The organism is Promicromonospora sp. NPDC052451, assembly GCF_044547525.1.
Classification (GTDB): domain Bacteria; phylum Actinomycetota; class Actinomycetes; order Actinomycetales; family Cellulomonadaceae; genus Promicromonospora.
On sequence record NZ_JBIUAP010000008.1, the window covers coordinates 57,291 to 79,503 of the forward strand.

Annotated in this window: 22 protein-coding genes; 13 read left to right on the forward strand and 9 right to left on the reverse strand. The window is 72.6% G+C overall.

Going from position 1 to position 22,213, the window contains the following annotated elements; all coding sequences use genetic code 11:
• Positions 1-230 precede the first annotated feature (230 nt).
• Positions 231-1,511 carry a glutaminase gene (locus tag ACIG47_RS15565; RefSeq protein WP_397431854.1) on the forward strand — a complete coding sequence of 427 codons (1,281 nt, stop codon included), beginning with the start codon at positions 231-233 and terminating at the stop codon, positions 1,509-1,511.
• Positions 1,512-1,876: 365 nt separating this feature from the next.
• The gene (locus tag ACIG47_RS15570) at positions 1,877-2,413 is read left to right on the forward strand and encodes a hypothetical protein (RefSeq protein WP_397431855.1); all 537 of its coding nucleotides are present in this window, start codon (positions 1,877-1,879) and stop codon (positions 2,411-2,413) included.
• A 78-nt stretch (positions 2,414-2,491) separates the two neighbouring features.
• On the opposite strand, the gene ACIG47_RS15575 is transcribed toward ACIG47_RS15570, so the two are convergent.
• The 3 genes from ACIG47_RS15575 to ACIG47_RS15585 form a co-directional block, all read right to left on the reverse strand.
• Positions 2,492-4,108, reverse strand: coding sequence for an alpha/beta hydrolase (locus ACIG47_RS15575; RefSeq protein ID WP_397431856.1), 1,617 nt, complete (start codon positions 4,106-4,108; stop codon positions 2,492-2,494).
• A gap of 81 nt (positions 4,109-4,189) precedes the next feature.
• Positions 4,190-4,888, reverse strand: coding sequence for a response regulator (locus ACIG47_RS15580; RefSeq protein WP_397431857.1), 699 nt, complete (start codon positions 4,886-4,888; stop codon positions 4,190-4,192).
• Complete coding sequence (locus tag ACIG47_RS15585; protein ID WP_397431858.1) at positions 4,885-6,042, reverse strand: sensor histidine kinase; 1,158 nt, start codon at positions 6,040-6,042, stop codon at positions 4,885-4,887. Before ACIG47_RS15585 ends, ACIG47_RS15580 begins: the two co-directional genes overlap by 4 nt.
• A gap of 73 nt (positions 6,043-6,115) precedes the next feature.
• Here ACIG47_RS15585 and ACIG47_RS15590 point away from each other — a divergent pair, with 73 nt between their 5' ends.
• From ACIG47_RS15590 to ACIG47_RS15600, 3 genes are all read left to right on the forward strand, one after another.
• Entirely contained in the window at positions 6,116-6,535 is a 420-nt protein-coding gene (locus ACIG47_RS15590) for a hypothetical protein (RefSeq protein ID WP_397431859.1), read from the forward strand.
• A gap of 67 nt (positions 6,536-6,602) precedes the next feature.
• A complete protein-coding gene (locus ACIG47_RS15595) occupies positions 6,603-8,156 on the forward strand; it encodes an alanine/glycine:cation symporter family protein (RefSeq protein ID WP_397431860.1) in 1,554 nt (517 codons plus the stop codon).
• Positions 8,157-8,210: 54 nt separating this feature from the next.
• The gene (locus ACIG47_RS15600) at positions 8,211-8,771 is read left to right on the forward strand and encodes a YcxB family protein (protein WP_397431862.1); all 561 of its coding nucleotides are present in this window, start codon (positions 8,211-8,213) and stop codon (positions 8,769-8,771) included.
• A 12-nt stretch (positions 8,772-8,783) separates the two neighbouring features.
• Here the strand turns inward: ACIG47_RS15600 and ACIG47_RS15605 are convergent, their stop codons facing one another.
• A complete protein-coding gene (locus ACIG47_RS15605; protein WP_397431863.1) occupies positions 8,784-9,680 on the reverse strand; it encodes an aminoglycoside phosphotransferase family protein in 897 nt (298 codons plus the stop codon).
• A gap of 100 nt (positions 9,681-9,780) precedes the next feature.
• Here ACIG47_RS15605 and ACIG47_RS15610 point away from each other — a divergent pair, with 100 nt between their 5' ends.
• Complete coding sequence (locus tag ACIG47_RS15610) at positions 9,781-10,230, forward strand: GNAT family N-acetyltransferase (RefSeq protein WP_397431864.1); 450 nt, start codon at positions 9,781-9,783, stop codon at positions 10,228-10,230.
• Positions 10,227-10,967 carry a hypothetical protein gene (locus ACIG47_RS15615; RefSeq protein ID WP_397431865.1) on the forward strand — a complete coding sequence of 247 codons (741 nt, stop codon included), beginning with the start codon at positions 10,227-10,229 and terminating at the stop codon, positions 10,965-10,967. The genes ACIG47_RS15610 and ACIG47_RS15615 overlap by 4 nt, the downstream gene beginning before the upstream one ends.
• A 10-nt stretch (positions 10,968-10,977) precedes the next feature.
• On the opposite strand, the gene ACIG47_RS15620 is transcribed toward ACIG47_RS15615, so the two are convergent.
• Positions 10,978-12,189: an MFS transporter gene (locus ACIG47_RS15620; protein WP_397431867.1), complete on the reverse strand. Its 1,212-nt coding sequence runs from the start codon at positions 12,187-12,189 to the stop codon at positions 10,978-10,980.
• A 134-nt stretch (positions 12,190-12,323) separates the two neighbouring features.
• On the opposite strand from ACIG47_RS15620, the gene ACIG47_RS15625 reads away from it, so the two are divergent.
• Together ACIG47_RS15625 and ACIG47_RS15630 are read left to right on the forward strand one after the other, a co-directional pair.
• Positions 12,324-12,884, forward strand: a complete 561-nt coding sequence (locus tag ACIG47_RS15625; RefSeq protein WP_397417619.1) for a helix-turn-helix domain-containing protein — start codon at positions 12,324-12,326, stop codon at positions 12,882-12,884.
• 148 nt (positions 12,885-13,032) lie between these two features.
• A complete protein-coding gene (locus ACIG47_RS15630; RefSeq protein WP_397431868.1) occupies positions 13,033-14,766 on the forward strand; it encodes a CocE/NonD family hydrolase in 1,734 nt (577 codons plus the stop codon).
• A gap of 25 nt (positions 14,767-14,791) precedes the next feature.
• Here the strand turns inward: ACIG47_RS15630 and ACIG47_RS15635 are convergent, their stop codons facing one another.
• Genes ACIG47_RS15635 through ACIG47_RS15645 form a run of 3 tightly spaced genes read right to left on the reverse strand, consistent with a single transcriptional unit; the run spans position 14,792 to position 17,471 of the window.
• A complete protein-coding gene (locus tag ACIG47_RS15635; RefSeq protein WP_397417617.1) occupies positions 14,792-15,466 on the reverse strand; it encodes a response regulator in 675 nt (224 codons plus the stop codon).
• Complete coding sequence (locus ACIG47_RS15640) at positions 15,463-16,641, reverse strand: histidine kinase (protein ID WP_397431870.1); 1,179 nt, start codon at positions 16,639-16,641, stop codon at positions 15,463-15,465. Before ACIG47_RS15640 ends, ACIG47_RS15635 begins: the two co-directional genes overlap by 4 nt.
• Positions 16,638-17,471: a lysostaphin resistance A-like protein gene (locus tag ACIG47_RS15645; RefSeq protein ID WP_397431871.1), complete on the reverse strand. Its 834-nt coding sequence runs from the start codon at positions 17,469-17,471 to the stop codon at positions 16,638-16,640. The genes ACIG47_RS15640 and ACIG47_RS15645 overlap by 4 nt, the downstream gene beginning before the upstream one ends.
• Before the next feature lie 145 nt (positions 17,472-17,616).
• On the opposite strand from ACIG47_RS15645, the gene ACIG47_RS15650 reads away from it, so the two are divergent.
• The gene (locus ACIG47_RS15650; RefSeq protein ID WP_397417610.1) at positions 17,617-18,276 is read left to right on the forward strand and encodes a uracil-DNA glycosylase family protein; all 660 of its coding nucleotides are present in this window, start codon (positions 17,617-17,619) and stop codon (positions 18,274-18,276) included.
• Here the strand turns inward: ACIG47_RS15650 and ACIG47_RS15655 are convergent.
• The gene (locus ACIG47_RS15655) at positions 18,221-18,844 is read right to left on the reverse strand and encodes a glyoxalase (RefSeq protein ID WP_397431872.1); all 624 of its coding nucleotides are present in this window, start codon (positions 18,842-18,844) and stop codon (positions 18,221-18,223) included. The genes ACIG47_RS15650 and ACIG47_RS15655 overlap by 56 nt on opposite strands.
• Before the next feature lie 168 nt (positions 18,845-19,012).
• On the opposite strand from ACIG47_RS15655, the gene ACIG47_RS15660 reads away from it, so the two are divergent.
• From ACIG47_RS15660 to ACIG47_RS15670, 3 genes are read left to right on the forward strand one after another with little or no spacing between them, the layout of a single operon-like run.
• Entirely contained in the window at positions 19,013-20,305 is a 1,293-nt protein-coding gene (locus ACIG47_RS15660; RefSeq protein WP_397431874.1) for an ABC transporter substrate-binding protein, read from the forward strand.
• Positions 20,306-20,357: 52 nt separating this feature from the next.
• Entirely contained in the window at positions 20,358-21,287 is a 930-nt protein-coding gene (locus tag ACIG47_RS15665; RefSeq protein ID WP_397431875.1) for a carbohydrate ABC transporter permease, read from the forward strand.
• Positions 21,284-22,186: a carbohydrate ABC transporter permease gene (locus tag ACIG47_RS15670; RefSeq protein WP_397431876.1), complete on the forward strand. Its 903-nt coding sequence runs from the start codon at positions 21,284-21,286 to the stop codon at positions 22,184-22,186. Before ACIG47_RS15665 ends, ACIG47_RS15670 begins: the two co-directional genes overlap by 4 nt.
• Positions 22,187-22,213 lie beyond the last annotated feature (27 nt).

Here is a 22,213-nt window from a genome sequence, read left to right on the forward strand (position 1 = left end):
CCTACTCCCCCGCCGCGGCCTCCCCGCGCCCGCGCCCCCCCCCCGCGCGCCCCCCCCCCCCCCCCCCCCCCCCCCCCCCCCCCCCCCCCCCCCCCCCCCCCCCGACTCTGCGCGGCAAACTGCCGACCTCAGCCGGCCGTCGGTCGTCAGCGCCGGCGTCCCGCCTCTCGGGTCCGAGCGAAATGTGACAGCCTGACCTGCCGGACGGCACGGACCACGGGGGAGACCTGATGCGATCACCAATTCTCGATTACCTCGACACCATCATCGAGCAGACGGCGCACATCGACTCCGGTGCTCTGGCGGACTACATCCCGGAGCTGGCGGCCGCCGACCCCGACCGGGTGGCGGTCGCACTGTGCACGGTGAACGGGACCGTCTACGCCAGCGGCGACACCGACCACGAGTTCAGCATCCAGTCGATGTCCAAGCCGTTCGCCTACGCGCAGGCGATCGAGGACCGCGGGCTGAAGACCGTGCTCAAGCACATCGGCGTCGAGCCCAGTGGTGAGGCTTTCAACGAGCTCTCGCTGGACCCGCAGACCGGCAAGCCGCGCAACCCCATGATCAACGCGGGCGCCATCACGACCCACGCCCTCCTCAAGGATGACGAGGAGTCGGCGGTGGACCGCATGCTCGGGCTGTTCTCGCGGCTCGCCGAGAGGCCGATCGAGGTGGACGAGGCAGTCGCTGCGTCGGAGCTGGCCACCGGGGACCGCAACCTCGGCCTCGCCTACCTGCTGCACTCCTCGGGCGCGCTGCGCCAGGAGCCCCGCGCGGCGGTCACCGGCTACATCCGGCAGTGCGCGGCGTCGGTCACTGTGCGCGACCTCGCCCTGATGGCCGCGACGCTCGCCAACGGCGGCGTCCAGCCCAACACCGGCGAGCGGCTGTTCAGCAGGTCGGGCACCCGGCACCTGCTCAGCGTCATGGCCTCGTGCGGCATGTACGACGCCGCCGGCGACTGGCTCACCACGGTCGGCATCCCCGCCAAGAGCGGCGTGGCCGGCGGCATCATCGGCGTGCTGCCCGGGCAGATCGGCGTCGCCGTCTTCTCCCCGCGCCTGGACCCGCACGGCAACAGCGCGCGCGGCGTCGAGATGATGCAGCTGCTCTCCGACGACCTGGGGCTGCACCTCATGGAGGCCAGCCGGCCCGCCCGGTCGTCGCTGCGCGAGACCCGCGAGGTGACGATCGACGGGCAGCCGGCCACGGTCTACGTGCTGCAGGGCGACCTGGTGCTGAGCAGCATCGAGTCGCTGGTGCGCGTGCTCATCGAGGACCCGCCCTCGACGGAGCTCGTGGTGTTCGACCTGAGCCGCGTCGACGAGGTGCTGCCCGTGGCGCGCCGCACGGCGTCCGAGACGGCGACGAAGCTGATCGACGAAGGGCACCGGATCGCGCTGGTCGATCCCGAGGAGACGGTTGTCGGCTTCTCGGACAGCCAAGGGCGGGCGGTCGAGTGGTGGAGCGTGGAGCGGTTGGAGAAGTGGGCGGCGGGCGTGGCGTGATGGTTCGGTCGGGGGCGGACATCGGTGCGCTGGTTCAGCAGCACTGCATGACGAACCGGGTGTTGGACAGGTCGCTTCGACCTCCACCGGGCCCTGTACCGCGATCGCCCATCCGGGATGGCCGTAGCCAGCTGCGGCCACGACGTCCCGACCGGTGGCCGGGGCTGGCCCCCAGCCGGGCGACGACGGCGTCGTCCGGCGTTGACTCGACCATGGCGACAGCGGGACGGACGACGCGCAACCGCGCCTCAGCGGTCGCGGCGTCAAGGTGCTGGTGGGCGAGCGTCGTCGCGTCGTCGAAGATTCTGGGCACACCGGGGAGGGACCGGCGGGTACCGTTCACGCCCTTCGGTAGTCTCCCCGTCGTGTCCGGTTACGAGACAGTCGAGGTTCGCGACGACGGCTACGACGGCGGGCGGGAATACAACCGTCTGCGCGACGAGATCCGAGAACTCCCTGCCCGCGACCTCGAGCAGTATCTGCTCGCGTTGTGGGGGCTGATCGATCAGCGGCATGCGAGCGCGATGGACGAAGCGCTGTTCTTCGAGCTTCTCTGCCAGGCGTTCACGGCCGATGCGCCGGAGTTCGATGAGCGGTGGCTGGCGTCGACACAACCTCCGAGCCTGCCGACCGACGGCGGCCTTGCGGACGAAGGACGTGCGTACACCCGCGAGGTGATTCGCTTTCAGACTGCGGAGCTCCACCGCATGCGCGGCAAGCAGCTCGACGACGAGATGCGGTACTTCGGCGTCTGGTCCGAGACGGGTCACCGGTGGTACAACTTCGAGCCGCATTCATTGCTGGAGTGCGGTGCCGCCGGTCTGTGGGACGAGGACGAGCCCGTGACATGGAGCTGGAGCCTCGTCGGCGAGATCCTTGAGACCGGTCGCATCTATGAATAACCACCGCATCCAAAGGTGCCGACCGGGGCGTCGCGCTTCGCTGACTGCTAGCGAACGGCCCGGTCAGCACCTGGCGCGTTACCGGCCTGTCGGCATCCGCGTCGTCCCCGCCGGCACCGCCTCGCAGACCGTCCCTTCCTCAGGCAGCACGCGGTCGATCAGCGCCGCGTCGACCGCGGAGTCGATGCACGGCCCGCTCGTCCGGTAGGACGTGTGGCCGACGCCCGTCCGGGTCAGCAGCACGGCGCCCTCCAGGCGCTCCGTCATGGCCTGCGCCCAGTGGTACGGCGACACGTTGTCCACCTCGCCGCCGACCACCAGGATCGGCGGGGCGCCGGCGCCCGTGAGCTCGGCGGTGAACCGGTCCTTGTTCGCGGCGGGCCAGAACGCGCAGCTCAGCGCGCTGTACGCGGCCCGGCTGCCGAGGCGCTCGCCGCGGGCGTCGATCTCGCGGGCGGCCGCCCGGTGCTCGCCGAGGTTGCGCAGGGCGGGCCAGTCGGCGCAGCGGACAGCGGTGTGCGGCTCCTGCAGGGTGGTGGCGAACGGGCCGCCGAACGGCGCGACCGTCAGGTTCACGACCATGAAGTGGAGAAAGGCGCCGTTGCCCTGCTGCGCCGCGAGCAGGCCCGCGGTGAGCTGCGGCCAGAGCGTGCGGACACCCGCCGCGGCCCGCACACCTTCCAGCGCCATGGCGCCGTCGAGCGTCCCGCCGGGGGTGAGGCCCTCGATCGGCGGGACCTGCAGGGGCTCGCGCTCCAGGTCGGCGATCAGGGCGTCGAACGCGGCCTCCGGGTCGCCGTCGCCGAACGGGCAGGCCTCCACGCCCTCGGCGCGGCACGTCTCGAACCAGATGTCGAGCGTCTCCTCGTTGGACCTGGCGACGTCGTCGAGCAGGCGGAGCGGGTCGTTCTGCCACAGGTCGGTGTCGACGGGGCCGTCGATCACCATCTGGCGCACGCGCTCCGGGAACAGCGTGGCGTACATCGGGCCGACCACCGTGCCGTACGAGGCGCCGTAGAACGTGATCTGCTCCTCGCCGATCGCGGCGCGCACCTGGTCCAGGTCGCGGGCGACGTTGTCGGTGGACAGGCTCGCCAGGTACGCGCGGTCCTGGTGCGTCGCGCAGCCCTTCGCGAAGGTCCGGGAGTCCTGGACCAGCTGCCGGAACGACTTGCCGCCCGGGATGGTCGGGTCGCGGTCCTCGGCCGCCTGCTCGGCGCGCTGCTCGTCGGTGAGGCAGCGGACGGCGTCCGACTCCCCGACACCGCGCGGGTCCATGCCGACGACGTCGAAGCGCGCCACGACGTCGGGCGAGAACGGGCCGGTCTCACCGGTGGGGTCGATCGAGCGGACCATGTCCGACGCCGGCACACCCGGGCCGCCCGGGTTGATGAACAGGCTGCCGATGCGCCGGTCCGGGTCGGTCGCGCGGTGCCGCACGACGGAGAGCGGGATCTGCTCGCCGTCCGGGTCCGAGTACTCCAGGGGGACCTCGACGGTGGCACAGTCCAGTCCGGGGCCGCACTCGGTCCAGTCGATCGGGCCCGGGGCCGGGGCGGAGACGGTCGGGCGGGGGACGCCGCCACCGGCCGACGCCGCCAGCGCCGCGCCGGTGCCCGCGCACCCGGTCACGGCCAGGGCGACGACGGCGAGCAGCGCAGTGATCCGCAGCGACGCACGAGTTGTTCTTGGCATGGCACCGACGCTAGGTATCTCACCCGGTGAGTGCATCCGCCGATGGGTCCGGACCCGCCGACCAAAGGAGGAGCGGCCCGGTCACCCCGGCCGGCCGTGGTCGCCGAGCCCGGCCTCCTGCACCAGCAGCGCCACCTGGACCCGGTTGTTCAGGCCGAGCTTGGCCAGGATGGACGACACGTGGGTCTTCACGGTCGTCAGACCCAGGAAGCGGCGAGCCGCGATCTCGGCGTTCGAGAGCCCCGCCCCGATGTCGACCGCGACCTCCCGCTCCCGCTCCCCGAGCACGTCGAGGCGCCGGCGAGCCGTGGCACGGCGGCCGTCCTGGTCCGAGTCGGCGACCCGGGCGATGAGCCGCCGGGTCACCTCGGGGGAGAGGACGGGGCGCCCCTGGGCGGCGTGCCGGATGGCGACGACGAGCTCGTCGGGCGGGGTGTCCTTGAGCAGGAACCCCGCCGCTCCGGCGCGCAGTGCGCGCAGCACGTGGGCGTCGGCGTCGAAGGTCGTGAGCACCATGACCTGCGGGGCGGGCGAGCCGCGGCGCAGCGTCTCGGTGGCGGTGAGCCCGTCGGTGCCGGGCATCCGGATGTCCATCAGCACGACGTCGGGGCAGTGGCGCCGGGCCAGCTCGACCGCCTCGGCGCCGTCCCCGGCCTCGGCCACGACGCGCAGGTCGGGCGCGCCGCTGAGCATCATCCGGAGCCCGAAGCGGACCACCGGGTCGTCGTCGGCGATGAGCACGTCGATGGCCGGCTCGTCGCCGGGCGCGGGATGAGTCACGTCGGCCAGGGTAGGCGGAGCCGGACCTGCCAGCCGCCCCGGTCCGTCGGGCCGTGGTCGAGGTGGCCGGCCACGAGCCGGGCGCGCTCCTCGAGCCCGCGCAGGCCGGTCCCGGAACCGCTCGGTCGCGTCACCGGGGCGGCGGGGGGCGCGTTGACCACCTCGGCGACGACGTCGTCCCCCGGGCGCCCTGTGATCCGGACGGTGACCGGTGCGCCCGGGGCGTGCTTGCGGGCGTTGGTCAGGGACTCCTGCACCACGCGGTAGACCGTGCGGCCCTGCAGGTCGGGGAGGGTCCGCTCGCTGGTGGTGACCCCCGCGTCGTCGTGCAGCGTCACCGGCGTCCCGGCCGTGCGGGCCTCCTCGACCAGCTCCAGCACGTCCTCGACGGCGGGCACGGGCAGCTCTCCCACGGGGGCGCGCAGCACCCCGATCACCTCGCGCAGGTCCTGCAGCGCGCGGTGCGCGTTCTCCCGCACCACCTCGGCGGCCCGGCCGACGTCGTCCGGCGGGGCCGTGCGGGCATAGGCGAGGGCACCGGCATGGACGCTGAGCAGCGACAGGCGGTGGCCGAGGACGTCGTGCATCTCCCGCGCGATGGCCTGGCGCGCCTCACGCTCGGAGCGCTCGGCCCGGAGCTGCGCCTCGACCTCGGCGGCCGCGGCGCGCTCGCGCAGCGACTCGACGAGAGCACGCCGGTTGCGGATGGTCAGGCCCCACGCGACGGTCGCGGCGCTGCCGAGGCCGATCAACGTGAACACCGTCAGGGGCGGGACGGTCTGGTCCGGCCAGACGAGCTGGTAGGTGCCGAGGGCCGCGACGCCGGTGGCACACACGGCTGCCGTGGCGCGGGTCGAGGCGTGCAGGGCCACGGTGAAGAGCGCGACGATCGCGGCGCCGCTGACCGTCTCGGAGTAGACGCTCGCCACGGCGAGGGCGAGGCCGACCTGGACGGGGTACGCACGGCGCCACCACAGGGCGACGCAGCCGAGGAGGCCGGTGAGGCGGTCGGCCACCAGGAGTGCTGCGGGGAGCGGGTCGGGCTCGGCGGCCTGGATCCACAGGGACGTCCACGCCAGGGCCACGGCGACGACGATGAGGGCGACGTCGGTGAGGCGCTCCCGGAGCGCGGGGGTGGTCGGCGTGGTGGGCATCGGGTCGAGCCTAGAGCGGGGTGGGTGCGGGCATCGGGTCGGAGTGTCAGTAGCTCCGCGTAAGTTCCTCGCCATGGGTACATCGAGCACTGACGACCTGGGGCCGAAACATCCGGCCTTCGCCGCCCACTTCCGTGACCCCATCTACGACGACGAGGGCGACGACTTCGCGCCCTTCGGCAACGACGAGGGGTGGGACCTGGTCTTCCTGACGGCGCGACGGGCCGACGAGCTGGACGGCAGCACGACCGTGGCGCAGATCGACCCCGAGTGGTTGGGGGACGAGGCGGAGGTGGCTGCCGGGCTCGACGAGGGCGACGTCGACATGGTGGACGTCGTGATCGGCGCGGGGTTCACGCTGCTGCGCCTGACCGGGCAGATCGACGACCTCGGTCGCGCGCTGGTGCTGCGTGCGCTGGACACGCGGGACCGGGTCTACGGGCGGCATCCCCAGACGGAGCGGATGCGGGCCGACCTGCTGGCGTTCGGGTGAGTGGCACACACCTGACCACGACGGGTTAGTCTGCCCCCTTTGGCCGAACTTTCACCCAGGAGTGCCTATGAGCTTCGCTGATCGCATCGTGGCCACCAACGAGCTGATCTGGTCCATCCCGCTGATCGCCCTCTGCCTGCTCGCAGGCCTGTACTTCTCCGTGCGCACCGGCTTCCTCCAGGTGCGGCACATCCCCGACATGCTGGCCCAGCTCAAGCAGGGCAAGGAGTCGGAGGAGGGCACGTCGTCCTTCCAGTCGCTGATGATGTCCCTGGCCGGCCGCGTGGGCATGGGCAACATCGGCGGCGTCGCCACGGCGATCGCGTTCGGCGGTCCCGGCGCCGTGTTCTGGATGTGGACCTCCGCGTTCCTCGGTGCCGCCACCTCCTTCGTCGAGAGCACCCTCGGGCAGATCTACAAGGAGAAGGACCCGGACACCGGCGAGTACCGCGGTGGGCCGGCGTACTACTTCGAGAAGGCCTACCGGCACAAGGCCCGTGGCCTGTCGCTGGTCTACGCGATCCTCTTCGCGGTCGTGACCATCTTCGCGATGAGCTTCTTCCTGCCGGGCGTGCAGGCCAACGGCATGGCCTCGGCGATCAACAACGTCTGGGGCGTGCCCACCTGGGTCACCGCCGTCGGCCTCGTCATCCTGCTGGCCTTCATCGTGATCGGCGGCGTCAAGCGCATCGCCCACTTCGCCGTGATCGTGGTGCCCACGATGGCGTTGGTCTACATCGCCATCGCCCTCATCGTGCTCTTCGTGAACTTCAGCCAGATCCCGGCCGTGTTCGGGCTGATCTTCGGGAGCGCCTTCGGGGCCCAGCCGGTGTTCGGCGCGATCCTCGGCCTCGCCGTCAAGTGGGGCGTGCAGCGCGGCATCTACTCCAACGAGGCGGGCCAGGGCACCGGGCCGCACGCCGCAGCGGCCGCCGAGGTCTCGCACCCGGCCAAGCAGGGCTTCGCGCAGTCCTTCGCAGTGTACGTCGACACCCTGCTCGTCTGTTCCGCGACGGCCTTCATCATCATCTCGACCGGCATGTTCAACACCTTCGCCGGCGAGACCTGGCCGAGCGACGTGATCCACGAGGGCACCGGCGGTCTCGGCACCGACGTCGAGCCCGGTCCGGGCTTCGTGCAGCAGGGCCTGGACGCGGTGTTCCCGGGCGCCGGCCCCGCGTTCGTCGCCATCGCGCTGGCGTTCTTCGCGTTCACCACGATCGTGGCGTACTACTACATGGCCGAGACCAACCTGACCTACCTCACCCGCAAGATGACCAACCGGATCGCGGCGCGGGCCGTGCGGCGGGTGCTGCAGGCCCTCGTGCTGGTCTCGGTGGCGTACGGTGCCGTGACCACGGCGGGCGCGGCCTGGGGCCTGGGTGACATCGGCGTCGGGTCGATGGCCTGGCTGAACATCGTCGGCATCCTGTTCCTCCAGGGCCCTGCCCTCAAGGCTCTCAAGGACTACCGGGACCAGAAGCGGCGTGGGCTGGACCCGCAGTTCGACCCGCGCACGCTCGGCATCCGGAACGCGACGTTCTGGGAGCGCCGCGCCGACCGTGAGGCTCAGGGCACGTCCGGTGGGGACGAGCCCGAGAGGGAGCTCGACCGGGCCTGACGGTTCCTCCGGGCCGGGCGGCGTCGCCCGGCCCGGAGGCAGTACGCTCCGGCCGTGACCCCCGAGACCCACGGCCAGCGGCCCACCGCCGCCGGCGCGGCGTACGACTTCGTCCCCGTCCGTACCGACTACGCGGACCTGCTGCGTGCCATGCCCCAGATGCGTGCGGTACGGGTGCTCGGCTGGTGTGTTCTCGGCCTGATCGCCGCGATGATCGGGCTGTCCTTCCTCCTCGTCCAGGACGACGGCACGCCCGTCGCCGACGCCGCGACCCTGGCCCCGCTGGTGGTGCTCGGTGTGCTCACGGGCGTCGTCGTCCTGGGCTACGCGCCGCTGGGCGCGCACGCCGCCTGGCGCAGGCCGGCGAACCGCGAGCCGGTGCGCGCGGTGCTGGACGACGACGGTTTCCGGCACGAGGGCCCCAGTGGCAGCCAGGCGTGCGTCTGGGGCGTCGCGTCCCAGGCCCGTGAGACGGCCAGGGCCTACTACCTCTACGTGCCGAACGGGCTGGCCTCGATGATCTTCTGGCTGCCCAAGCGGGCCGTCCCGGTCGGCGAGCAGGCCCTGGTCCGGGAGCGCATCCGGGCGCATGTCGGGCGGTACGTGATCCGCTGAGCCAAGGGTTGCTCAGCCGAGGGCGTCCAGGAGCCGGGCGCACCGGGGCGGGTCCTCGGTCAGCCCGTGCTCCAGGCCCCACAGCCGGTGGTCCGTGATCCGCCACAGCGCCCACGCACGGGCCAGCCCGGCGTCCAGCGCGGCGGCGTCGACGAGCAGGTCGAACCAGCGCGGGATCTCGTGGTCCGCCATCTCGTCCACGCGGTGCCAGAGCACGTTCACCGCGGTGCGCTCGGCGTCGCCCCGGCGCAGCACCGGGTCGACCACGCGCCAGCGACCCGCGGCGTCCCGCAGCACCTGGTCGAAGTGGAGGTCCGCGTTCACGGCCACGGGTCCGCGGCGCTCGGCCAGGATCGTGGTCGCGGCCTGCTCGGCGACGTCGATCGCGGAGCGTTCGAACGGCCTGCCGAGGCGTTCCCAGAGCGCGCGCAGGTGCGGGGTCTGCTCGGCGACCTCGTCGGACGTGTGCGGCAGCCCGGCGGCCACGTCGTCGCCAGCGGGGACGGCCAGGCGGCGGGCGATGCGCCCGATCTCCGCGACCGCGACGTCGAGCGGTTCGCGGACCAGCGAGCGGTCCGGGTCCAGCCGTTCCAGCAGGAGGACGCCGTCGTCCGCGTTGCCGGCGAGCTCGACCACCACCCCGTGCCCGTGCCAGAAGCGCAGCGCTGCGGAGAGTGCGGCGACGTCGTCGCCCGGGGGAGCCAGCCGCAGCGCGGCCGGTCCGCCCGGGCTGCGTACCGGCACGACCAGTGCGTTCGAGCCGTGCCGGGCGGTGCCGTCGACCATCAGGTCCCAGCGTTCGCACCAGGTTCCGACCTGCTCGGGCAGGTCGGTGAGCCACTGCCGTTCCTGCGCCGACGCGTTCCACCAGCGGGGCATCGCGCGGAACGTCGGTGGGATCTCGATCATGCGGGGCACGCTACGGAGTGCCGCTCGGCGTGAGCCAAGGATTTGCCCCCGTGCACGAAATGCCTTGCCGCCGGGCCGGACCACCGCCACGCTGGGCCCGATGCCGAGCGACGACGTGGTGCCGACCGACGAGGTGGTCCTGGGTTGGCGTGCGCCCGTGTCCGACGAGGAGGTCGTCGACCTCACGCGGTCCCACGGCGGACACCCCGAACCCGGCTGGTGGGACCAGGTCCGCCCACACTCCCTGGGATGGGTCACCGCCCGGAGCGCGGACGGAACGCTGGTGGGGTTCGTGAATGTGGCGTGGGACGGCGCGGGCCACGCCTTCCTCATCGACACCAAGACGCGCCCCAGCCACCAGCGCCGCGGCGTGGGCACCGCCGTCGTGCGCCGGGCGGTCGAGGGAGCTCGGGCCGCGGGCTGCGAGTGGCTGCACGTGGACTTCGAGCCGCACCTCGAGGGCTTCTATCTCGACGCCTGCGGCTTCCGGCCGACGGCGGCCGGGCTGGTGCACCTCAGGACTGCCGCATCTGCCAGGATGCGTCCGTGACCAGTCACTTCGCCCGGTACCAGGCCGGGGAGCACGACGGCGTGTGGCAGGACCTGCGCGCCCTGGGGCTGACGGCCTTCGACGCGCCGTACCGCGAGGACGCCCAGGCCGTGGCCTGCGAGATGGCGGCACGCGCCCGCCGGAACGTGGAGACGCTCGTGGACCGCCTGACGGCGGACGGCTTCGTCGCCGCGCGGAACGACGACGACGCGACGCCGCGCCCGGCGCACTTCCCGCCGTCCGACGGCGCACCCGCCCTGGCGGACTGGATGGAGGCGCAGTTCGCGCCGTTCCCGATGACGGTGGCGGCATGGATCCGCCAGGTCGGTGACGTGTGGCTCGTGGGCGAGCACCCGCGCTGGCCCGAGAGCGTGCTGGCCGACCCGCTCGTGGTCGAGTTCGAGCACAGCGTGTACGGGGGTGGCTCGCGCGAGTACTACGAGGGCGAGTGGGAGCTCTGGCAGGAGGACGCGGACCAGGACGGCGTCTCCCCGTTCCAGCTCGACTACGCGCCCGACGCCCTGCACAAGGCCAACATCAGCGGCGACGGCCCGTACGGGATCGAGCTGCCCGGCGTCGGCGTCGACGGCCTCGTCGGTCCGGCGACGTGGTTCGTGGACGACCTCAACACCGCGTTCGCGGCAGGCGGGTTCCCCGGCGCGCTGCGGGCCGAGGGCTACGTGGACCCGCCCGCCGGGCTGCGCGAGGGCCTGGCGCGGGACCTGCTGCGGCTCTGACCCCTCCGGGTCAGGGCACGGAGGCCTCATCCAGGGTGGGCTGCCGGCGCGCGTCGAGCAGGGTGTGCGCCACGGTGACGCCGAGGGCGCACACGAGTAGGACGAGGGTGCCGGCCAGCGTCGCCCGCAGGCCGAGCAGGGCGAGGAGCCCGCTGGCGACGATGACACCGAGCGACGTGGCGGTGCGCAGCAGCGCGAACAGCTCGGCCCGGCGGTCGGGCGGGGCGAGCCGGTCCAGGGCCAGCGAGTAGAAGGTGCCCAGGACCGGCAGGAAGAAGCCGATGACGGCGGCGCCGGCGAGCGCCGTGGCGAGGTGCCCGCCGAGCAGCACCAGGGCGGACGCCGCGGTGGTCGCGGCCAGGTAGGTGACGACGCTCCAGGGGCGGGGCATGCGGTTGCGGACGCTGACGACGACGCCCCCGGTGACCGAGCCGACGCACAGGACGAGGGCGAACAGGAAGGACCACGCCGGGCCGAGCCCGAAGGCGAGTGCGAACGAGACGGCGCCGACCTCGACGGACGCGACCACCCCGCCTCCGGCGGCGGCGCACAGCAGCCAGACGTAGGCCTGCCGGGGGATCCGCCGGCGGGCGCGGGCGGGTTCGTCGACGCGCAGGTCGTGCGCCTCGGGGACGGCCGGCATGAGGACCAGCGGCCCGACGCCGAGCACGGTGACGGCGGCCATGGCCCACACGGGCGAGACGGCGCCGAGCAGGGAGGCGAGCACCGGTGCGAGGGCGAAGGTGATCTCGTTCAGGGTCGCGGCGACGCCGAGCGCGCGCGGCAGGTCGCGGGGTTCGACGAGGTGGTTGAGCAGCAGCCGCTGGTAGCCGTAGGCGGCGCCGTTGACGGCTCCGGCCGCCACGACGGCGAGCACCAGCAGGGCGAACGGCGCCTGCGCGGCGGCCAGCACGGTCACGGCGGCCAGGGCGGCGGTGCGGACGGCGATGAGCACGCGCAGGTAGCGCACGCCGTCGAACCGGCGGCCCAGGCGGGACATGGGGACGGCGCCGACGATCTGGGCCGCCGTCATGGCGAGGACGAGCGCGGCGCCGGACTCCGCCGTCCCGGTGATGGGGAGGGCGATGAGGGCGAACGCGATGGGGGCCGCGGCCTGGGGCACGCCGAACGTCCCGTACCCGGCCTGCCAGCGGAGCACGTCCCAGCGTGAGCGCTGCCGGTGGGGCGTGTGCTCCGGCGCTGGTGCCGGGGTGCGGGTCATCGGGGTCTCTCGTTCCTGTGGAGCTGGTGTTCGTAGAATGCGGCTGCGGCCGGCTCCTCGGCCGGACCACGCACGGTGAGCACTATATTGCTCACTGAGGGTGGATGTCGACGTGCCGGTGAGGCGAGGGGTGCATGGCGGAGCGGATCAGGCCCGAGGTGGCGGTCCTCGTGGGCCGGCGCATCCGCGCCCTGCGGTCGGGTGCGGGGCTGAGCGTCGCCCGGCTGGGGGAGCTCAGCGACGTCAGCCGCCGGATGCTCACGCAGATCGAGCTCGGCCAGGCCAACCCCAGCCTCGCCACGGTCGACCGCATCGCCTCGGCGCTCGGGACCACGTTCCCCGCTCTGGTCGGCCTGGCCGGCGAACCCTCGCCCGACGGCGTCCTGGTGTGGTCGACGCCGAACGGGAGCTGGGCCTACCTGCTCAAGTCGACCGAGACGAGCGAGGTCTCGGTGGAGCTGTGGAAGTGGCACATCGTCGGTGACGACACCTACCAGACGGCGCCCGAGCAGGGCGCGCCCGACTCGATGGTGCACGTGCTGCACGGGCGGCTGCGCCTCCGGTCGAGCACGGCCGAGCTGCACGTGGACGAGTCGGAGTCGGCGCGCATCGTCAACGACCCGGCGTACGCGTTCGGGACCGCCGCCGAGGCGACGGACTTCCTGTGGGTGGTGATGATCCCGCGCCGGGGGTGACGGGACCTGCCGGCACCACTGACAGATGTCACGCCGAAGACGTGACGTGACGGCACTGTCGGACGGGTGAGATCTCGGGTGTGATCGTTGGTGCCGGGCAGCTGCACGCCGCCCCCGGCGCGACCCGCACCCGACCTCGGAGATGCCCATGAAGAGATCACGCACCACAGCAGGTACCGCCTCGGCGCTCGCCGCCGTCGTCGCGCTCACGGGAACGCTTGCCGTCCCGGCGGCCACCGCGGTGTCCGGTGCCGGGACACCGGGCCGTTCGGCGGTGGCTACGGCTGACGACGCGGTCACGCACGACGAGAACGACCGGGTCCCGGAGGGCGCCGCCTGGACGCAGCACTACTTTCCCTCGTCCGACGGCTCCGACGTCGAGCTGCACGCCGACGTCCTGCTCCCCGAGGACCTGGGCGCGGACGAGCAGGTGCCGGTGATCCTGTCGGCCGGCGCGTACTTCGGGCACTCGGGCGAGCTCGCGGTCGAGGGGCATGCGCACACCGGTCCGTCGGGCCGGTTCGGCGACCTGGTCGAGGGCATCGACCTGTTCGACCGGGGCTACGCCCTGGTCCTGGTGGACGTGCGGGGCTACGGCGGGTCCACCGGCTGCCTCGACTTCGTCGGGCCGGGCGAGCAGGCGGACGTCGCCGCGGCGATCGACTGGGCCGCGGAGCAGCCGTGGTCCACCGGCGCCGTCGGCATGTACGGCAAGTCGTACGACGCCACCACCGGCCTGGTCGGCAACAACCTGGACCAGGATGCGCTCAAGGCCGTCGTGGCCCAGGAACCGATCTGGGACATGTACGACCGCGTGCGATCGAACGGCGTGCCGCGCCAGGAGGGCATCATCGCGCCCGGCACGTACAACACGATCGCGACGCTGCCGCAGCTCCCGGACGACGACGAGCGCTACCGGGAGAACTCGACGTACGAGCAGCGGCACCCGGAGTGTCTCGCGGCCAACACGTCGAACACGTTGATCGCGGACCCCGGTACCAGCTACTGGAGGGACCGAGACCTGGCCCGCCAGGCGGCCGGGAGCGACACGCCCCTGTTCGTCACGCAGGGCTTCCTCGAGTGGAACACCCGGCCCGAGGGCATGGCGGAGTACCTGGCCAACCACGAGGGTCCCCAGCGGGGCTGGCTCGGTCCGTGGGACCACGTGCGCGGCAACGACCGTGACCCGGACGGGACCCTGAAGATGGGGCGTGAGGGCTGGTTCGACGAGATCGGCGCGTTCTACGACCAGTACCTCAAGGGCATCGAGCCCACCACCGGCTACCCGGCCTTCGCGGTCCAGGACAGCACCGGCGCCTGGCGCGGCCAGGACACGTGGCCGGTCGTGGAGCGCACCGCGCGGATCCGGCTCGGGGACGGTTCGTACGTGGACGACGGCGGCCCGTCGGAGGAGCAGGACGGCGCGCGCTCCAGCTACGTCGTGTGGTCCGCGCCGGTCGAGCAGGCCACGCGCGTGGTCGGGGCGCCGAAGGTCGCGCTCCGCGCCCAGGGGACCGGCAACGTGCTGGTCGAGCTCCACGACGTCGCCCCGGACGGCACCGCCGTCATGTTCGACGAGCAGGCCGCCGTGCTGGGTCCGGGCCGCCTCGACCTCGACCTGGAGCAGACCGACTGGACGCTTGCCGCCGGTCACCGGCTGGCGGTCGAGATCGGCTCGATCCAGGGCGGCTCGTGGATCGACACGCCGTCGGGCCAGACGATCCGGGTCACCGACGCGCGGCTGGAGCTGCCGCTGGACGACCCCGCCGACGACGTGCCGACGGCCGGCGGGCGCGCGACGTGGCTGGACGCCTACGTGGCCGCGTACACCAGCGAGCTGCCCGTGGGAGGGGCGGACTTCAGGTTGCCGCCGGTCGGCTGACCGGCACCTGGTCACCCGGCCCGGGTCAGGTGACCAGGCCGGTGCGGTAGGCGTGGACCACGGCCTGTACACGGTCCCGCAGGCCGAGCTTGGTCAGGATGCGCGACACGTACGTCTTGACCGTCTCCTGGCTGATCACCAGCCGCGTCGCGATCTCCCCGTTGGACAGGCCGTCGGCGATCAGGCGCAGCACCTCCAGCTCGCGGGGGGTGAGCCCGGTGTCGCCGGGCTCGTCCCGCGCCGGACGGATCCGGGCGGCGTACCGGCCGACGAGCTGCCGGGTCACTTCCGGGGCTAGCAGCGCGGCCCCCGAGGCGACCGTGCGGATGCCCTGCAGCAGCTGCGCCGCCGGTGCGTCCTTGAGCAGGAACCCGCTCGCCCCGGCGCGCAGCGCCTCGTACACGTACTCGTCCAGGTTGAACGTGGTCACCACCAGCACCTTGACCGGGCGGGCCACCCCGGAGCCGGCGAGCAGCCGGGTCGCCTCGATGCCGTCCAGCACCGGCATGCGGACGTCCATCACCACGATGTCGGGCCGCAGCTCGTGGGCGAGCTCGACGGCGGCCCGCCCGTCCCCGCACTCGCCCGCCACCTCCATGTCGGGCTGCGCGTCGATGATCGTCGTGAACCCGGTACGGATCAGCATCTGGTCGTCGCACACCAGCACCCGCAGCGGTGCGGCCGGGGAACCGGCGGTCACGAGGCGCTCCCCGTGGGGATGCGCGCCGACACGACGAAGCCGCCGTGGGCGTCAGGGCCCGCGCCGAGCTCGCCGCCCAGCGCACCGACCCGCTCCCGGAGCCCGGCCAGGCCCCGCCCGCCCCGGCCCGGCGGACGGTTCGCCACCGGACCCGGCAAACCCTCCTGTGGTCCCGGCACCGCTGTCACGACCTCCACGCCGATCTCCCTCTCGTCGTAGTGCACGTCCACCACCGTCCGGCTCCCGCGCGCATGCTTCAGGGCGTTCGTCAGCGCCTCCTGGACCACGCGGTACGCCACCAGCTCCGCGCTCCCGCTCGCCGGCGACGGCGTGCCGTGCTCGGCCAGCTCCACGGGCTGACCCGCGCGGCGCGTCTGCTCCACGAGCGCGTGCAGGTCACCGGTCGACGGCGCCCGGGCCGGCCCGTCGTGCCCGGGATCCAGCACGTCGAGCAGGTTCCGCAGGTCGGCGATCGCGCGCCGGCCCGTGTCCGTCACGGCGTCGAGGGTCTGCTCCAGGCGGTCCGGCGCCGCCGTCAGGTACCGCGCGGCCTCCGTCTGCACCACCATGGCCGTCACGTGGTGGGTCACCACGTCGTGCAGCTCGCGCGCGATGCGGGTGCGTTCGGCGGCGCGCGTGTCCTCCGCGACCCGGAGCCGGCGCTCCGCCTCGGCCGCCCGCGTCGAGCGCAGCCAGGCGCCGATGCCCCAGGTGAGCACCAGGGCCAGGAAGAACGTCACGTACTCGTCCGGCCGTTCCGTACCGCCGCGCCGGTCGAGCGCCACGGCCAGCACCGCGTACCCGGCGCCGAGCGCACCGGCCACGGCGAGACGGCGTCGGGCGAGGTGGGCGCCCGTGCTCACGAGCGCGACCGCCAGCGCGTTCCCGGCGAACGACGGGTAGGCCAGGAGCTGGGCGAGCGCGAACCCGGACGAGACCAGGGCGACGCACGCCGCGGGCCACCGCCGTCGCACGGCCAGCGGCAGGCACTGCAGGGCGATGGCCAGCACCGCCCACGCGTCGACCGGCCGGGCCGGCAGGCCACCGACCTGGGTGCCGTAGTCGCGCAGTACCGGCACGAAGGCCGCCGCGGCGAGCCCCAGGCCGAGTGGCAGGTCCCGGACGGTGACGTCGAGCCGGTGCCACCGGTCCAGGACCGGCCTCAGATCGATCACCGGGGGAGCGTAGCGGTCACGTCCGTCCGTGCGGCCCGCCGCAGCGGCACGATCCGGCCCCGCCGGTGGGCCACCACGAGGAACACGGCGGCCGTCACGACGCAGAACACCACCGAGTACAGGCTGCCCTCCGGTCCGAAGGTGCCGCCCGTCACGAGCACGTGCCCCGACGTCGTGGCGTCGAGCAGCCCCTGCGGGGTGTCGTTGCCGGAGACCTCCGTGCTGAAGATCGCGCTCCCGGCCACGTTCCAGCCGAGGTGCAGGCCGATGGGCACCCACAGCCTGCGCGTGGCCACGTACGCCGCGGTCAGCATGCCGCCCGCCTCGATCGCGATGGCGATCGCACCCCACAGGGTGGCGTGCGGGTTGAGCAGGTGCGCCAGCCCGAACAGGAGACCGGTGGCCGCCAGGGCGACCCAGGTTCCGGTCCAGCCCTCCACCACCCGGAACAGGACACCCCGCCACAGCAGCTCCTCGGTCACGGCAGCGGCGGCCATGAACCCCAGCAGCCCCAGTGCGCTCGACGGCGACCCCAGGCCGTGCACGGTGTAGCTGCCGAGAAAGGCGAGGTTCACGATGACGAGGGCGAACAGGCCGAGGCCGAGCAGCGTGCCCCGGACGAGGGCGGGCGCGGCGCCCCGGAGGGCCGCCTCCACCACGGCTCGGCGCTCGGTCAGCCGCACCACCCACCGGTAGACGACGACGCCGACCACGGCCGTCGCCAGGCCGACGGCGAACGTCAGCCAGGGGCCGTCCTCGACCGCCACGAGGGCCTGTCCACCGAGGAACGAGACGGCCACGACCGCCACGAGCTGCCACACCAGACGCACGATGACTCCTTCGCGAGAGGCCGCGGCGGGTGCGCCGCGGGCTACCCGGAACGCTAGGGAACCGGGCCCCGTCAGGTCGTCACCGCACGGTGGACACCTGCGGGTAGCTCGCACGGGGGACAGCCACGGGGCCAGACTGGGCCGGGTGCAGACCACCCTCGACCGCATCCGCGCCGAGATCGCCGCCCACCCGTCCAACGCCTGGGCCCGTGACCTCGGGTACGAGCCGCTCTACACCGCGGGGCCGGGCGCGCGGATCGCCCTCGTCGGCCAGGCCCCCGGCCGCAAGGCACAGGAGAGCGGCGTGCCGTGGAACGACGCCAGCGGGGTGCGGCTGCGCGCCTGGCTCGGCGTCGACGACGCCCAGTTCTACGACCCGGACCGGTTCGCCATCCTGCCGATGGACTTCTACTACCCGGGCAAGGGGGCGTCCGGCGACCTGCCGCCCCGCAGGGACTTCGCCGCCCGGTGGCACGGGCAGATCCTCGCCGAGCTGCCCCACGTGGAGCTCACGATCCTGGTGGGCGCCTACGCCCAGAAGTACTACCTGGGCTCCCGCGCGAAACCGACGCTGACCGCGACCGTGCGCGCCTGGGCCGAGTACCTGCCGGCGGACATCCCGCTCGTGCACCCCTCCCCGCTCAACTTCCGCTGGCAGGCCAGGAACCCCTGGTTCGAGGACGAGGTCGTGCCCGCCCTCCGGGCGCGGGTGGCCCAGGCGCTCGCGGCCGGCGGCCGAGGGGCCGCGGTCAGCCGCCGTGGCTCACCCGCGCCGGCTCCCACGCGAAGCCGTCGGGGTCGGTGACGGTCCCGAGGTCGCCGTGCACGACGAGCCGGTGCGAGCCCGAGCCCTCCGGCGGCACCCCGGCGTCCTTGGCCAGGGCGCGGTGCTTGTACAGACCGAACCCGACCCGGCCGGAACCCTTGCCGAAGTCGACGTAGGAGCCGAAGCTCTTGCCCACCGTCAGGCCGCGCTCCACGTAGAACGCCTTGCTGGCCCGCACGTCCGCCGCCCCGACCAGGAGCACCACCTCGTCGATCGTGCGGGGGACGGGGGCGGAGTCCTTCCGGGCGGACGTCGCGACCTTCCAGATCGCGCCGTCGGGCGCCTGGACCACGCCGCCGTGGCCCCACAGGGACGCGGCCACCGGCTTGAGCACGGTGGCGCCGGCGGCGACCGCGGCGTCGAACAGCGCGTGGACGTCGCCCGGCTGCGCGGCGACGAGGGACAGGTGGTACCCGCGGAACCCGGAGGTGGGTGCGTCGGTCTCGCGCAGGTGCAGGACGTCGCCCAGGTCGAAGGCGGCGTCGTAGAAGGAACGTGCCGAGCTGAGGTCGGTCACCTCGAGGGTGACGGAGTCGATGTGTGCCATGTCGTCGACGCTAGGCGGCGCGCGCCGGCGGGGGCTTCTCGATTCCTGACCGGATGCGCGGGCCGGGGGACGAGACACGTTTGACGGGTCATTTACAGCGCTGTAAATTCCGACGGTCGCCGCGAGCAATGGAGTTCGAGCAATGGGAGATGCAGCGTGAGTCCAGGTGTGAGTGCAGGTTTCAGCCGTTCCGTCCCGCTGAGCCGCCGGTCGTTCCTGGCCGGCTCGGCCGCACTTCTCGCACTGGGTGCAGCGGGCTGCGCGTCGCCCACCGGGTCCTCCGGTGGGGGCACCACGCTGCGCTTCTACGAGCAGAAGCAAGAGGTCATCGCCTACTTCGACGAGCTGCTGCGCCGGTTCGAGAAGGAGCGGCCCGGCATCACCGTGGTGCACGACTCGACCGTGGCCATCGCGCCGCAGTTCGTGCGCAACGAGCCCGCCGACGTCGGTTGCTTCAACGACAACCTGGAGCTCGCCCGGTACATCAAGCGCGGGGTGCTCGGTGACCTCTCCGACCTGCCGTCGGCGCAGACGGTCCGGACCGACATCGGCGAGCTGACGGACCAGTACGCGACCTACCCCGGGCGCACGAGCGTGCTGCCGTACTCGCTCGCCGCCGCGGGCGTCATCTACAACAAGAAGATCTTCCGCGACCACGACCTGCCGGTGCCGGAGACCTGGTCGCAGTTCGTCGACGTCTGCGAGGAGCTCAGCCGCGCCGGGATCACGCCGGTCTACGCGACCGACCGGGACACCTGGACCCTGTGGCAGGGCCTGTTCGACTACTCGGTGGGCAGCCTCGTGGCGCCGGGAGAGTTCTTCGCGCGGATGAAGGAGCTCGGCACCGAGGTGGGTCCCGACTCCGAGGTGTCGTTCGAGAAGGACTTCGCCGTGCCGATGGAGCGCGCCAAGACCGTCTCGTCGTACTTCAACCCGGACCACGCGGTGCGCGCCTACGCGGACGGCAACCTGGCGTTCGGCAAGGGCGAGGCCGCCATGTACCTCCAGGGGCCCTGGGCGCTCAGCCAGATCGCGCTGGTGGACCCCGACCTGGAGATCGGCACGTTCCCGCTGCCGGTCTCCGAGAACCCGGACGACCGGCAGGCCCGGGTCAACATCGACCTCGGCCTGTGGATCCCGACGGCGTCGCAGCACCAGGAGGAGGCGCGCGAGCTGGTCGAGTTCCTCATGCGGCCCGACATCATCAACGCCTACAACGCCGACAACCTCGCCTACTCGACCCTCAAGGACGCCCCGCCGCAGCGTGACGAGCGGCTGGCCGGGCTCCAGGAGTACGTGGACCGCGCGGCCTTCTACCAGGGCGCGGGCACGTTCGTGCCCACGTCGATCCCGCTGGGCAACTACCTGCAGTCCGCCATCCGCAGCGGCAACTTCGAGGGCATGCTGCGCCAGCTCGACGCCGACTGGCGCCGCCTGGCGGGACGGGGCGCGACCGTATGAATGGCACAACGTTGTATCACCTGGAACCTGCCCGGCTCGACGAGGAGCGACGATGACCGCACAAGCCGCAGTGCCCCTGCCCACCGCGGAGGGAGGGCGAGGAGACCGGCACCGGTCGGGCGGCCGGCGCGTCGAGCCGGTCTTCTACCTGTTCCTGGTGCCGACGCTGCTCGTGTTCACGGCGTTCGTCGTGGTCCCGGCGCTGATCGGCATCTTCTACAGCCTCACCGACTACGTCGGCTTCGGGGACTGGTCGTTCCTGGGGTTGCGCAACTACGCGGCGCTCTTCAGCGACCCGCGGATCCTGGAGTCCTACGGGTTCACGCTCGGGTTCGCGCTGGTCACCGTGGTCGTGGCGCAGGTGATCGCCCTGGCGCTGGCCGTGGCGCTGTCCCGGCGCATCCGCTTCGTGACCACCCTGCGCACGGTGTTCGTCATCCCGATGGTGGTCTCCGGCATCGTCGTGGCCTACGTGTTCAACTTCCTGTTCTCCAACTCGCTGCCCGCGATCGCCACGGCGGTCGGGTTCGGGCCGCTGGAGGAGAGCATCCTCGGCAACCCGGACCTGGCGTGGCTGTCCATCGTGATCGTGTCCGCGTGGCAGACCATCCCCGGCGCGCTGCTGGTCTACACCGCCGGTCTCACCTCGATCCCCGGCGAGCTGTACGAGGCCAGCGCCCTGGACGGCGCCTCCCCGTGGCGGCAGTTCCGGTCGATCACGGTGCCGCTCATCGCGGGCTTCATCCTCATCAACACGATCCTCGGCGTGAAGGGCTACCTCGGCGTCTACGACGTCATCGTCGGTCTGACCGGCGGCGGTCCCGGCACGTCGACCAGCAGCGTCGCCATGACGATCTTCGGCGGCTTCACCGGCGGCGACTACGCCTACCAGATGGCCAACGCCACGGTCTTCCTGATCGTCACCGCGCTCATCTCCGTCGCCCAGATCGTCGCCACCCGAGGAAGGGCGGTCCAGCTGTGACCACCGTCGACACGACCCGCGCGGCCGCGCCGCGCCCCGCCGTCCGCCCCCGCAACCGGCCCGGCGCCACGGGCCGGGCCCACCGCACCAACTGGCCGCTGACCGTTCTGCTCTGCCTGGCGACGCTCACGGTCTTCGTGCCGCTCTACGTCACGCTGTCGATGGCGTTCAAGACCAGCGCGCAGTCCGCCGACGGCAACGCGTTCTCCCTGCCGGCGCCGTTCAACCCGGCCAGCTTCGCCGAGGCGTGGTCGCTGACCCGGTTCCCGGTCTCGTTCGGGATCTCCGTGGCGGTCGCGGCGATCGCCGTCGTGCTCACGCTGCTGCTGAGCTCGCTGGCGGCCTACGCCATCGCGCGGAACTGGTCCCACCGGTTCTTCCGCTGGTCGATGATCTACCTGCTGGTGGCGCTGTTCCTGCCGTTCCCCGTGGTCGCGCTGCCGCAGATCCAGCTCACGGCGCTCACCGGCCTGGACAACCCGCTGGGCGTGGGGATCCTGCACGCCATGTTCCAGCTCTCGTTCAGCGTGCTGCTCTACACGGCCTACCTGCGCTCCATCCCCGTCGAGCTGGAGGAGAGCGCCCGGATCGACGGCGCGAGCACGGGGCAGATCTTCTGGCGGATCATGCTGCCGCTGCTCGGTCCCATGAACGCGACGGTCGGCATCTTCGCCTTCCTCGCCTCGTGGAACGACTTCATGATGCCGTCGCTCATCATGTCCGACCCCACGCTGCAGACGCTGCCCGTGGTGCAGAACATCTTCCAGAGCCAGTTCGGCACCAACTACAACGTCGCGTTCGCGTCGTACCTCATGGCGATGGCGCCGACGATCGTCGTGTACCTGTTCGCGCAGCGCTGGGTGATCAGCGGCGTGACGCAGGGCGCCGTCAAGCACTGACCCCCGGCCGCCGCACCACCCGCACCA

What these genes read in the sequence shown, in the direction of transcription:
- ACIG47_RS15575 (WP_397431856.1), bottom strand. Translation starts at nt 4,108, where the DNA reads ATGCCAAGAACAACTCGTGCGTCGCTGCGGATCACTGCGCTGCTCGCC.
- ACIG47_RS15595 (WP_397431860.1), top strand. Translation starts at nt 6,603, where the DNA reads ATGAGCTTCGCTGATCGCATCGTGGCCACCAACGAGCTGATCTGGTCC.
- ACIG47_RS15590 (WP_397431859.1), top strand. Translation starts at nt 6,116, where the DNA reads ATGGGTACATCGAGCACTGACGACCTGGGGCCGAAACATCCGGCCTTC.
- ACIG47_RS15565 (WP_397431854.1), top strand. Translation starts at nt 231, where the DNA reads ATGCGATCACCAATTCTCGATTACCTCGACACCATCATCGAGCAGACG.
- ACIG47_RS15585 (WP_397431858.1), bottom strand. Translation starts at nt 6,042, where the DNA reads ATGCCCACCACGCCGACCACCCCCGCGCTCCGGGAGCGCCTCACCGAC.
- ACIG47_RS15610 (WP_397431864.1), top strand. Translation starts at nt 9,781, where the DNA reads ATGCCGAGCGACGACGTGGTGCCGACCGACGAGGTGGTCCTGGGTTGG.
- ACIG47_RS15605 (WP_397431863.1), bottom strand. Translation starts at nt 9,680, where the DNA reads ATGATCGAGATCCCACCGACGTTCCGCGCGATGCCCCGCTGGTGGAAC.
- ACIG47_RS15630 (WP_397431868.1), top strand. Translation starts at nt 13,033, where the DNA reads ATGAAGAGATCACGCACCACAGCAGGTACCGCCTCGGCGCTCGCCGCC.
- ACIG47_RS15625 (WP_397417619.1), top strand. Translation starts at nt 12,324, where the DNA reads ATGGCGGAGCGGATCAGGCCCGAGGTGGCGGTCCTCGTGGGCCGGCGC.
- ACIG47_RS15665 (WP_397431875.1), top strand. Translation starts at nt 20,358, where the DNA reads ATGACCGCACAAGCCGCAGTGCCCCTGCCCACCGCGGAGGGAGGGCGA.
- ACIG47_RS15655 (WP_397431872.1), bottom strand. Translation starts at nt 18,844, where the DNA reads ATGGCACACATCGACTCCGTCACCCTCGAGGTGACCGACCTCAGCTCG.
- ACIG47_RS15620 (WP_397431867.1), bottom strand. Translation starts at nt 12,189, where the DNA reads ATGACCCGCACCCCGGCACCAGCGCCGGAGCACACGCCCCACCGGCAG.